Source organism: Pseudomonas capeferrum (assembly GCF_013523055.1).
In the GTDB taxonomy this organism is placed as follows: Bacteria; Pseudomonadota; Gammaproteobacteria; order Pseudomonadales; family Pseudomonadaceae; genus Aquipseudomonas; species Aquipseudomonas capeferrum_A.
In genome coordinates, this window is sequence record NZ_JAAMQM010000012.1 from 145055 (window position 1) to 157004 (window position 11950).

An 11950-nucleotide genomic window follows, 5' to 3' on the forward strand; every position below is an offset into this window, starting at 1 on the left:
CCGGTCGTTCGATCGCTTCTAGCCCGCCGCCCTAGACTAGCGGGTATTGCCGAGCAGCTTAGCCAGGCCATCGACCATCGAGGTCGAGCCGGATACGTCGAAGCGCGCCAGCAGGCGTCCATTGTCGGCACGCGAATGACGAATGTCGCCCGAGCGCGCAGGTCCATAGGTGATGTCCGGCAAGCTGCCGACCACCTGCTTCAATGCCTCGAGCAGCTGGTTCAGCGAAGTCGCCTGGTTCAGGCCGATATTCACGGCCCCTTCTTCCACCGTCTCGAGCGCCAGCGCTTGCACCATTACCCGCACCAGATCGCCGACGTACAGGAAATCACGCGTCTGCTCGCCATCGCCGAATACCGTGATGGGTACGCCTCGCGTCGTCCGCTCGGCGAAGATGCTGATCACACCTGAATACGGCGAGGATGGATCCTGGCGCGGCCCGAAGATGTTGAAGAAACGGAACACCACTGGCTCCAGCCCATGCTGACGACGGTAGAAATCCAGGTAGTGCTCGCTGGCCAGCTTGTCTGCGGCGTAAGGCGTCAGCGGTGACTTGGGCGTGTCTTCGTTGATCGCCTGGCCTTCGCCATTGTTGCCGTAGATGGCCGCGCTGGAAGCGAAGAGCACGCGGCGAATGCCATTCACGCGCATCGCCTCGCAGATATTGAGGGTGCCGATGAAGTTGCTTTGGTGGGTCTTGACCGGATCTTCGACCGAAGCCTGTACCGAGGCCACGGCCGCCAGATGGACCACCGCGGCGCACCCGTCGGCGGCGCGCGTAACGAGCGCGGCATCCGCGACATCCCCCTCGATCAGCTCGAGGCGTGGATGGTGTAATTGCAGGTTGCTGCGCTTGCCGGTGGAGAGGTCGTCGAGAATGCGTACGGCGTGGCCTTTCTCCAGCAGGGCATCGCACAAATGCGAGCCGATGAAGCCGGCGCCGCCGGTAATCAGGATGGGAGCATCAGCCATGTCGATAGAACCGGTCCAGTAAGGGTGGCAAACCCGCGCGCCAGGCACGGGGCTTGATACCGAAAGTGTGAAGGATTTTCTTGCAGGCGAGCACCGCGTGCTGCGGCTCCTCGCTGGCATCCGGCCGAGCGGCATGGGCCTGCGGCGTAGGTGCCTGCACGACCAGCTTGCGCCACTGGGCTGCCTCACTGAGGATAGCCTGCCCTAGCGCAAGTGGCGTGGTCGCTTCATTGCCGGCGTAATGGTAGGTCCCCCACAGAGGCGCTGCGCAATCGAGCTGCTTGAGCACCGAGAGGATGACCCGCGCGGCGTCATCGACAGGGGTAGGATTACCACGCCTGTCGTCCGCCAGCATCAGTTCATGGGGTTGTTCGGCGCGGGTCAGGAAACGCCCGAGCACGCCGTCGAGACTTTCATCCAGGACCCAGCCGAAACGCAGCATTACGTGCTGTGGACAGGTCGCACGCACGCTCTGCTCGACTCGCCAGAGGGCCTGGCCGCGCAGCCCGAGCGGAGCCGGCTCGTCCTTCTCGCTGTAGGCGGTGGCTCGCGAGCCGTCGAACACGCGGTAGCTCGAAGGTTGTACCAGGGTAATCTCGTGGTGCTGGCACAATTCCGCCAGCCGCTCGACCGCGCGCTCTTGCTGGGCCAGGCGCTGTTCGCTGACCGACTCGGCCTGGAACCAGTCGAAGTAATAGGCCAGGTTGACCAGCGCATCCGGTCGATTGTCATCCAGCAACTGCGTCAGGCTGGCCGCATCCCAGCCACCTTCCGGCGGACGCGGCGCCAGGAAACCGATGCCTTCCTCCGCCCCGAGACGAATCAGCGCTTGCCCGAGGGCATTTCCACCACCCAACAGCATCAGGCGCATTCGCATAGAGTCAGCAGATCCGAACAGATTGATTGAAGGAAGCGAACATTTTGCGGTTTCCAGCTAGGGAAGTCCAACACGGCTAGGACATGCCTAAATTCTGCGTTGAATACAAGGTATGTCCCCCGCCGCTTAAGCACATTAGGAAATGCCCTATAGACCACCCGGAATGCGCTGACTATCGGGTTTGTGGAATGCCGAGCCCACTAATCGACTCATTCCTTTTCAGGCAGGCGGGCACTTCGCCTGAATACCTGCCACGGGGAATGCCTGAACAGCATCAATGGCAAGGAATGTTCCCCGATGCAGGATTCAGAAGTTGCGTATCTGAGTTTCGACCACGAGCAAGCTCAAGCGCTGGCCAGAGCCAGCCAGAACACACCCCCTGCCCCCTCCGCGCTGATACTCACTGCGAGGTGGAACCCGGCCAATGAGTCCACGCAAATAAACCTACTGCGTGGATTAATCGAACAGCTGGGTAGCCTGCACGCACTGGCATCGATCCGCTCGCAACCATTGCCACCAACAAGGTCCAGGCGGCATCGGTCACGGTTTCGGCCACCTTCGCCTTTGCTCGCAAGGGCATGATCGATTGGCAAATCGGTTCGCCCATGGCGCTCATGTCATTCGGCGGCGGCGTAATGAGGCTCTTTCCGTGAGCCTGATCCCTACGGCCTTCCTGCAAGCGAGCGTACCCACGCTACTGATTCTGGTGGCTGGCTATTTCGCCTTCAGTCCCAAGCCTGACGAACACGAGCGCAAGGCAAAGATCTCGACCAGTCTGTTCTGCATGACCTTGGCGCCGCTGTTCGGGTTCTACGACGGGCTGTTCGGTCCGGGGGTCGGCTCTTTCTTCATGCTTGCCTGCGTGCTTCTCCTTGGCCAACGACTGCTGCGCGCGGCCCGTAACAGCAAGCTGCTGAACGCCGCCTGCAACCTCGGCGCACTATCGGTGCTCACAGTGAGTGGTGCTATCGTCTGGCCATTGGCCCTGGCGATGGCAGGCGCGGCGATCGTCGGCGCGCAGCTGGGCGCTCGATGCGCTGTGCGTTTTGGCCCGCGATTGATCAAGCCGCTGCTAGTCTTCGTCTGTTGTCTGATGGCAATCAAACTGCTGCTGAGCGCAGACAGTCCTCTCGGCGCATGGCTGCAACACTGGGCTACCTAGGAGACATGGATGGACCACAAGGTCACCGTAGCTCAGCGTACACGCTGGCATTACGACGAGCCTGCGCCGGGCGCAGAGCGATTCATCGACGAGACTTTCGACGGTTACCGACAGCAGGCACGCCTGCTGCTCCCCGATATCCAACGCGCCCCCGCGACCTTCGTCGTCGGCGGAGCACGGTCGGACTTCACCCGTCTCAATCCTTTGCTCTATCGTTTGCAACAGCAGGGCATCGGCTCGCTGACCGGCAATCTGTCCGGCCACAGTCTGGCCAGCGAGCCGGGTGCCGTGGCACCTTCGCTGGCTACCAACCTGCATGAGGCGCTGCGCTTTCATCGACATATTGCCGCGAGCTGCCAGGCACTCATCGGCCACAGCCTTGGCGCGGCCATCGCGTTGAAAATGGCGGCGCAGTTGCCGGCAGTGCGCAAACTGGTGCTGGTCTGCCCTGCAGTCTACCCTGACGCCGCCCACCAGGCGCCGTTCGGTCCGGCATTCACGGCGGCGATCCGAAAACCCTATGCCTTCCTGGAGTGCGATAGCTACGCGTTCCTGCGACAGTTTCAGGGCAAGGTGCTGCTGGTGATCGGTGAATACGACGGGCTCAACTCCCAGGTTTTCGGCCAAGGCCCGGGCACTTCGGCAGGCGTCCGAACGTTGGCAGGCGTGCAGCGCTACAGCCCTATCCCCGAAGAAGTCACCCATACCCTGCTGCGCTCGGTGCCTGCCCCAGACGTGCAATGCTTGCTGCTGACCGACTGCGACCATGGCATCGCCGCGCATCTGCGAGACGCGCCACAGGTGGCTGATCAGGTCGCCGACGTGGTGGCGGCGTTCATCCTCGATTGATCGCAGTCACTCGATCTCGAACAGACCATTGCTCAGCGGGCCGACGCTCAAGCGCTCGCGTACGTCGTCATCGATGCGTGGATCGTCCGGGCGATAAAGCCTGACCTGACGGTAGGCGTTGATGCGGTTGATCTCTTCGCCCAGAAACTCCCAGACCACCCGGGTGCAGGCCGGGGTACGCCGGTCGCCGCTGGATACGCCGGTCTTGAGGCCGTTGAGGCGGGTGATGCGGCTTTTGAAGCTCGGGATGAGAATGGTCTGGCTCATCTCGTTGAGGGTCAGCGACTCGTAGTCGATCAGAAACACCCGATCCTGCAACTGGAACGCCGCCCCCAGATAGCGACAGCGCACTTCGGCGTGCAGGTCGGTGGCGCTGCTGCGCTCTTGGCGTTCCTGGCGCTCGAACAGGAAGCTGCCACGCTCTTCACGCAGGTGCACAAGCGAAACCAGGATCGAACCTGGCACCGACATGCAGTTGGAGTATTCGAAATAGTAGCCGCAATAGCGCGAGAGATTGCCAGCCTGCGCGTGCAGCGGCTTGAACAGCTCGCTGATCGGGTCGCTGGTCTGCCCCGGCTGTTCCGACGCGATGCGCGCGCCGATCAGCCGGGCGAACTGTTCGGGCGGCTGGCTCAGCTCGTAGTCCTCGACCCCGAAGAAATCGCCGATGCGCTTGAGGTTGTAAGCCGTCGGACGGCTCTGCCCGCTCAGGTACTTGTTGAACTGCGCGCGATTGATCGTCAGCTGGCGGCAAACCTCTGAGATAGAGCGGTAGTGGCTACAGGCCAGTTTAAGGTTGGTAGCGAAATGATCGCTCATGGATCCCGTCCAAGTGATGCTATCGGCGCCAGTTTAGCATCAAGTCGCATCAATTAAGACTAAGGCGCGAAATTGTAACGATAGTTGTCATGGCCAACCATGCGCCCCCGCAACCGACGCAGCGACGTCGGCCTACCGTCTTTCATGCAAAAAATAAGAATCGAGGTCGTTTCAATGCTCGAAGTGCTCAATGATTTCCTCTCGGGGAAACTCCTCATCGTCCTGATCGTCGGACTGGGCAGTTACTTCACCATCCGCTCGCGGTTTGTCCAATTCCGTCACTTCGGCCACATGTTTGGCGTGTTCAAGGAATCCTTGCGCGGCCAGGCCGGCCAGTTGAGCTCTTTCCAGGCACTGATGCTGAGCCTGGCCGGCCGCGTCGGCGCAGGCAACATCGCAGGCGTCGGTATCGCCGTGACCCTGGGTGGTCCAGGTGCCGTGTTCTGGATGTGGGTGACCGCGCTGGTGGGCATGTCGTCCAGCTTCTTCGAGTGCACCCTGGCGCAGGTCTACAAGCGCGCCGACGGTGATGGCCTGTACCGTGGCGGCCCTGCCTACTACATCCAGCATGGCTTGAAGCTCAAGACCATGGCGGTGGTGTTTGCCCTGCTGCTGCTGGTGACCTACGGCTTCGCCTTCAACGGCCTGCAGTCGTACACCGTCACCCACTCGCTGCAAAATGCCTTCGGCTTCGATCCCAAGCACACCGGCATTACCCTGGCCGTACTGCTGGCCATCGTATTTCTGGGTGGCATCAAGCGCATCGCCGCGGTTTCCGATCTCCTGGTACCGGTCAAGACCCTGGCCTACATCGGCGTGACGCTGTACGTCATCGGCAGCCAGATCGAACATGTCCCGGCCATGCTGGAAACCATCTTCAAGAGCGCATTCGGCCTTGACCCAGCCTTCGGCGGCCTGTTGGGCAGCGCCATCGTCATGGGCGTGAAACGCGGCGTGTTCGCCAACGAAGCGGGTCTTGGCAGTGCGCCGAACGTCGCCGCCGTCGCCGCTGTTCGCCATCCCGGCGCGCAAGGCGTGGTACAGGCATTCAGCGTCTTCCTCGACACCTTCGTGATCTGCACCTGCACCGCGCTGCTGATCCTGCTGTCGGGCTTCTACACGCCGGGTTTCGAAGGTGACGGCATCGTCCTGACCCAGAACTCCCTGGCAGCCGTGGTGGGTGACTGGGGTCGTCTGTTCGTCAGCGTCGCACTGTCGCTGTTCGTCTTCACCTGCATTCTCTACAACTACTACCTGGGCGAAAACAGTCTGCTGTTCCTCACCCGCAATCGCGTCGTTCTGATGGGCTACCGTGGGCTGGTACTGGCGCTGATCGTCTGGGGTTCGGTACAGAACCTGACGACCGTGTTCGCCTTTGCCGACATCACCATGACCTGTCTGGCGTTCGTCAACCTGATCGCCCTGGCCATGCTGTTCAAGGTCGGTCTGCGGGTCATGCGCGACTACGATGACCAGCGTCGCGCCGGCATCAAGCAGCCGGTCTTCGACTCTTCCAAGTTCCCTGAGCTGGATCTGGACCGCGCCGCATGGCCAGCCAATCCACAAGTTGAAACGGTTGCCGACAAGGCTGTGGGCCAGGCCCGCACCCAAGGCTGATACTCTCCCCTGCCAGCCGCCCCGTCAGTGGGCGGCTGCCTTTTCCCGCTCATCGCTACGGAATGCTCCCATGCGTGCAGTCAAGAATCTCCTCGTCCTTTACACCGGTGGCACCATTGGCATGCTGCAGAGCCCCGAGGGCCTGGCGCCAGCCGGAGGCTTCGAAGCGCGGATGCGCGAATACCTGACGCGGTTGCCGAATGCCCCTTCGCTGCAGTGGTCCTTGCGCGAACTGAATCCGCTCATCGACAGCGCCAACATGCAACAGTCCAACTGGCTGGCCATGCGCGACGCTATCGTCGAGGCGGTGGAACGTGACGGGCACGATGGTGTGCTGGTGCTGCACGGCACCGACACCCTGGCCTATAGCGCCGCGGCGCTGTCGTTCCTGTTGCTCGGCCTGCCAGTACCGGTGCTGCTGACCGGCTCGATGCTGCCGGCGGGGGCGCCGGACAGCGATGCCTGGGATAACCTGCTCGGTGCCCTGCGCCTGTTCGAAAGTGGTCTGGAAGATGGCGTGCAGCTGTACTTCCACGATCAACTGCTGCATGGCTGCCGAGCCTCGAAACTGCGCAGCGAAGCCTTCGACGCTTTCGCCGCGCTGCCCCGTCATCGCGACGGCGAACGGGCCGCGGCCATTCCTTCGGTGCTGGACTATCGCCAGCCGCGCCAACCGGTGAAGCTGGCAGTGTTGCCGGTGTTCCCCGGCTTGCAGGCCGAACACCTGCGCGGTCTGCTCGACAGCGGCGTGCATGGCATGGTGCTGGAATGCTATGGCAGCGGGACTGGCCCATCCGATGATCAGGCGCTGCTCGATGCGCTGCACGATGCCCGCCAGGGCGGTGTGGTAATCGTTGCGATCAGCCAGTGCCCGGTGGGATCAGTGGTGTTCGATACCTACGCGGCGGGCAGCCGCTTGCGCGATACCGGGCTGGTCAGCGGTGGCGGCATGACCCGCGAGGCGGCGCTGGGCAAGTTGTTCGGGCTGCTGGGGGCCGGCCTGGATGTGCAGGCGGCGGAGCACTGGTTTGCTCTAGACCTGTGTGGGGAGCGGGCCTGAAGGCCGCTCTTTCAGGGTCAACGTACTTCTGGGGGAGCGGCGGTCCGCCGATGCGATTTACCCGCGAAGAAGTCGACTTCGGCCTACTGTAGGAAAGATGGCGGAAGGCAGCGGGAGTCGAACCTGCCCGGGAACGGATGCCGTCCCCAACCGGGTTTGAAGCCCGGCCGCGCCACCGGGCGCGATTGCCTTCCTTGGACTCAGCGCCAGACCTGCCTGGCCAGGTCGCTGTCGACACGGATGTAACGCTGGTCGGCGACCCTGCGGGTCAGCCCGATACGGTCGAAATACTCGAGAATCTGCACACTGCGCTTGCGACCGATGCCCAACATATCGCGAAATGCCGCAACCTGCACCACCGGATTGCCGTCTGCATGTTCCAGCAGCATGCCCGCCATGCGTTGCAGCGTCGTCTCGGGGTAGAACAAGTCGCGCACTACTTGATGAACCACGCCCAACCGAGCCAGCTTGCGCAACAGCAGACGTACCTCGCCTTCTTCATGATGTTCGGCAACGGCCAGGGTCCTCACCCAGGGCGGATCGAAAGCGCCTTCCAACAGCCTGGGCTGAAGATGGGCCCACAAGGCGGTATCGGCCTCGCTCAGTCGAGCCTGGTGAGTCGGCAAGTGCAGCCAGGGACCGCTGCTGGCGATCTCACCGCTGCCCAGCAGCTCATCGACCAGACTGACGAATGCCGGCCGCTCCAAGGGCAAGGCCGCGAATCGGCGCAAACGGTCCCGATCCGGCCCCAGTTGATCGGGCTCCTGCTCGTGAAACGACGCCAACTGTTCCAAGACCTGCCGCTTCACCGCTTGCCAATGCCGGCTGGAAAACAGCAGGTGCCCCTGCCGAGTGGCGACGAGCTCGAGCCCGCCCGGCAACACCCAGCTGTCGCGCGGACGGTTGAACTGCCGCGCCAGACGTTGCGGATCAAGGCCGCCAGGCGCCGCTTCCAGCAATCCGGGCAGCGCCTGTTCGAGATCCACGACACTGGCCAGTACCTGCAATTGGTTCAGCCGCCCTTCGCTGCGGCGTTGTCGACTCGGCGCAAAGGGGTCCAGTACCCGCCCACCGCCCAGGGTCCGCTGGGCTCGCTGATCTCGCAATACAAGACGGTCACCATGCACCGCCTGCATCGGTGAGTTGAGCAGAAGCTGGGCGAAGGCTCGCTGACCCGGAAGCAGAGTTTCGCCCTGCAGCAACGCGACTCGGGCCGTGACATCCTGCGTCCCCAGGTGCACATGGACAGCGCTGAAGTGCTTGAACGCGCGCGCTTCGCCCGGCAGCAGGCTCAGCTCGATATCGATGCGTGTCGTGGTCGCGTGGAGCCATTCAGTCACCAGCCAGTCGCCCCGGTGGATATGCTCGAGCGCCAGACGTTCGGCACTGATGTTCAGCGCCACGCGCTGTCCTGCCTCGGCGATCGGCGCGGGCTCGTTTTGCGCATGCAGGCCACGTACTCGGACCGGCTTGCCGGCTTTGCCCAGCACCAGCGTATCGCCTGCGCCGACCCGTCCGGCCAGCGCGGTGCCGGTGACCACGATACCTGCCCCCGAGACTGCGAAGGCGCGGTCTATCGCCAGGCGGAATGCACCTTCCGCACTACGCTGGCGGACCGTTTCCTGGGCCGTGAGCAGCGCGCGGCGCAAAGGGTCGATGCCCTCTCCAGTCTGGCTTGATAACGCAAATCGTGGCGCGTGCGCGTAGGGGCCGCTCGATAGCAACTCGATCACCTGTGCATGCACTTCGTCGACACGTTGCGGTCCGACCCGATCGCATTTGCTGATCACCACCAGCGCCTGAGGGATGCCCAGCAGCTCGATGATCGACAGATGCTCACGCGTCTGCGGCATGACCCCATCGTCGGCCGCTACCACCAGCAGCACCAGATCGATGCCGTGGGCGCCTGCCAGCATGTTGTGGATGAACCGCTCATGGCCCGGCACATCGATGAAGCCGGTCAGCGGAGCGCCCTCGGCCAAGGCGGCATAGCGATAACCCAGATCGATGGTCATGCCCCGGGCACGCTCCTCCTGGCGCTGGTCGCCCGTTTGACCGGTCAGGGCCTGCAGCAAGGCGGTCTTGCCATGGTCGATATGCCCCGCGGTCCCTACGATCACTGCACGGGCCCCAATTGCAGCGCGGGCAGTTGCGCGAGCCATTGCGCCTCATCATCCAACTGACGCAGGTCGAGCCACAGCGCGTCCGCATCTATGCGACCGAGCACGGGCACCGGCAATGCGCGCAAGGCGCGCTCGAGCACGTGCAGGCTGCGGCTACGCAGGCGCTTGGGTACCTGCGGGCGCAGGCACAGGGCCGCGCTCGGCAGCCGTGCGACAGGCTGGCTGCCGCTGCCGATCATGCCCAGTACAGGCTCGACGCTCACCGTCCATTGTTCGCCCAACGCAGAAGCCAAGGACGCGGCCAGGCGTTCACCCTGGGAGGCGATCTCGGCCTGGGGACGTGTCAACAGACGCAAGCTGGGCAGGCGTTCGGCCAGGCGATCGGGGTCGCGATACAGCGCGAGTACAGCCTCGAGGGCAGCAAGGGTGAGCTTGTCGACGCGCAAGGCGCGTTTCAGCGGATTCTTCTTGATCCTGGCAATCAGGTCCTTGCGTCCGACGATGATCCCGGCCTGAGGTCCGCCCAACAGCTTGTCGCCGCTGAACGTGACGATATCGGCACCATCGGCCAGCGCCTGACGTACGGTCGGCTCGGCCGGCAGCCCCCAACGCGTGAGGTCGAGCAAGCTTCCGCTACCCAGGTCTTCCAGCAGCGGCAGGTCGTGCTGATGGGCTATCTGCGCCAGTTGCGCGGTAGGCACCTGAGTAGTGAAGCCCTGGATGCTGTAGTTGCTGCAGTGCACGCGCATCAGCAAACCGGTACGCGGCCCGATGGCGGCTTCGTAATCGCGGGCGTGGGTGCGATTGGTCGTGCCCACCTCGTGCAAGCGGACGCCAGCGCGGGCCATGATGTCTGGAATCCGGAAAGCACCGCCGATCTCGATCAGTTCGCCTCGCGAAATGACCCCTTCCTTGCGTGCCCCCAGGCTATTGAGCGCCAGCAGGACAGCAGCGGCGTTGTTGTTGACCACGGTGACGGCTTCGGCGCCTGTCAGATCGCGAATGAGGCCTTCGATCAGATCATCGCGATCACCGCGCTTGCCAGTAGCCAGGTCGAATTCCAGGTTGAGCGGATAGCGGGCAGCCAGTTGCACCGCTTCCACCGCCTCTTCGGGCAGCAAGGCACGGCCAAGGTTGGTATGCAGCACCGTGCCGGTGAGGTTGAACACTCGCCGGATACGACTCTGCTGCTGGCTGGCCAGGCGCTCGCCAACACGTCCCAGCAGGACGTCGGCTGTCAGCTCCGGGGCGCTCAGTTCTCCAAGCCTGGTGGGCTCGCGCAGATCCTCCATCAAGCCGCGCAGGATCGCCAGGGTGGCATCGCGGCCGTGGCGCGTGATCAGCGGTTGGCAGGTGGGATGGCGCAGCAAGGTATCGATCGAGGGCAGGCGCAAGGGCCTGTCAGGGAGACTCGAGGGCATATGGCGTTGAGACCTTTTGCTGATTCATTGTCTGGACAAGTGCTGTGGCATGACCAATCCATCAGGTCGCCGCTGCGATGGGCGCGGCGGCGTGGCGGTAGCGTCGAAACCCAGTCTAGACCTTCAGCCGCCGCCCGGCGCCAGCATCAGGTTGGGGGCAAGCCGCTGGAAGCCTTCTTCGCCCAGGCGCAGGTCAAGCGCCAGGCTGGCCAGGTCGTCGGCCAAGGGCTCTGCGGCGGCGTCATTCTCCAGATAGCATTGCTTGAGGTAGACCTGGCAACCCGGACAGCATTCGGCATGCAGCGCAGCCTTGCCTGCGCGGTGTCGGTCATCCGCGAGACTGGTATAGCGCAGGTCCTTGCTCGACTCGCAATACACGCACTTGACCCGCACCACGTGCCACTCGCAGGCGCACAACGAGCAGGCAAGATACCTCAGGCCGTTGTGACGACCACGGTTACGCACGAGCCCGGCCATGGCGGGCGAGCCGCAGCAGGGACATTGGCCAAGGCTGCCGACCGCCTTCAGCTCCTGATTGGGCAACGCCAACAGCCAACTGCTCCATGCTGCCTGCAATGCCGCGCCAATGAAGGGTACCAATGCGGCCGGCAAGGCGTCGTAATGACCGCCCAGCAAGGCGATGGCCCAGACCGTGCGCTGCTGCTCGCTACTGTCACGCAGTTGCCGGACAGCTTCGGACACCGCGCTGTTGCCAGAAGGTGGCAGGTGTTCGAGCAACGCCTGCAGCCAAGGCTGCCATGCACCTTCACGCACCAAGCTGTCGGCGGCCAGCGGCGGCAGGCCATGACTGAGGCACAGACGCTGACGTTCGGCTGCCACGGGCAGGTCCGTCGGTGGATTCTCCAGCAGTTGCTGCTGGGTACGACAGAGGTCGGCGATCAGTCGCAGGTAGTCTGCAAAAGCGTGTCCTTCAGCCAGGTGTTCGAGACGCGCGGCGCGATGCTCGAAGAGGTTGGCGGACGGCAGGTGCAGAAAGGGTGGCGCGGTAGCGGCCGCCTCGATCTGCCCAGGTTCGAGAATCGTGCTCAA

At 63.4% G+C, this 11950-nt stretch carries 9 protein-coding genes, 1 tRNA gene and 1 pseudogene; 4 read left to right on the forward strand and 7 right to left on the reverse strand.

The features are described from left to right. Positions 1 to 36 precede the first annotated feature (36 nt). Both G7009_RS15270 and G7009_RS15275 read right to left on the reverse strand, forming a co-directional pair. Positions 37 to 972, reverse strand: coding sequence for an NAD-dependent epimerase/dehydratase family protein (locus G7009_RS15270; protein WP_181130912.1), 936 nt, complete (start codon positions 970 to 972; stop codon positions 37 to 39). Continuing rightward, entirely contained in the window at positions 965 to 1849 is an 885-nt protein-coding gene (locus G7009_RS15275; RefSeq protein WP_181130913.1) for a sugar nucleotide-binding protein, read from the reverse strand. Before G7009_RS15275 ends, G7009_RS15270 begins: the two co-directional genes overlap by 8 nt. A 488-nt stretch (positions 1850 to 2337) precedes the next feature. On the opposite strand from G7009_RS15275, the pseudogene G7009_RS15280 reads away from it, so the two are divergent. Then, positions 2338 to 3011: pseudogene (locus G7009_RS15280) on the forward strand (TSUP family transporter); the annotation flags it as partial. A 9-nt stretch (positions 3012 to 3020) separates the two neighbouring features. Beyond that, a complete protein-coding gene (locus G7009_RS15285; RefSeq protein ID WP_181130914.1) occupies positions 3021 to 3860 on the forward strand; it encodes an alpha/beta hydrolase in 840 nt (279 codons plus the stop codon). A gap of 6 nt (positions 3861 to 3866) precedes the next feature. On the opposite strand, the gene G7009_RS15290 is transcribed toward G7009_RS15285, so the two are convergent. After that, on the reverse strand, positions 3867 to 4679 hold the full coding sequence (locus G7009_RS15290; RefSeq protein ID WP_181130915.1) for a helix-turn-helix domain-containing protein: 813 nt from the start codon (positions 4677 to 4679) through the stop codon (positions 3867 to 3869). Positions 4680 to 4853: 174 nt separating this feature from the next. On the opposite strand from G7009_RS15290, the gene G7009_RS15295 reads away from it, so the two are divergent. Then, a complete protein-coding gene (locus G7009_RS15295; protein WP_181130916.1) occupies positions 4854 to 6296 on the forward strand; it encodes an alanine/glycine:cation symporter family protein in 1443 nt (480 codons plus the stop codon). A gap of 70 nt (positions 6297 to 6366) precedes the next feature. Then, positions 6367 to 7356 (forward strand): asparaginase, encoded by a 990-nt coding sequence (locus G7009_RS15300; RefSeq protein WP_181130917.1) that lies wholly within the window; start codon positions 6367 to 6369, stop codon positions 7354 to 7356. A gap of 98 nt (positions 7357 to 7454) precedes the next feature. Here the strand turns inward: G7009_RS15300 and G7009_RS15305 are convergent. The 4 genes from G7009_RS15305 to fdhE all read right to left on the reverse strand — a co-directional run bounded on the left by G7009_RS15305 (position 7455) and on the right by fdhE (position 11950). Beyond that, positions 7455 to 7550, reverse strand: a tRNA-Sec gene (locus G7009_RS15305). Between the two features lie 6 nt (positions 7551 to 7556). After that, entirely contained in the window at positions 7557 to 9476 is a 1920-nt protein-coding gene (gene selB / locus G7009_RS15310; protein WP_181130962.1) for a selenocysteine-specific translation elongation factor, read from the reverse strand. Continuing rightward, entirely contained in the window at positions 9473 to 10900 is a 1428-nt protein-coding gene (gene selA / locus G7009_RS15315) for an L-seryl-tRNA(Sec) selenium transferase (RefSeq protein ID WP_181130918.1), read from the reverse strand. The genes selB and selA overlap by 4 nt, the downstream gene beginning before the upstream one ends. A 123-nt stretch (positions 10901 to 11023) precedes the next feature. Continuing rightward, positions 11024 to 11950, reverse strand: coding sequence for a formate dehydrogenase accessory protein FdhE (gene fdhE, locus G7009_RS15320; protein WP_181130919.1), 927 nt, complete (start codon positions 11948 to 11950; stop codon positions 11024 to 11026).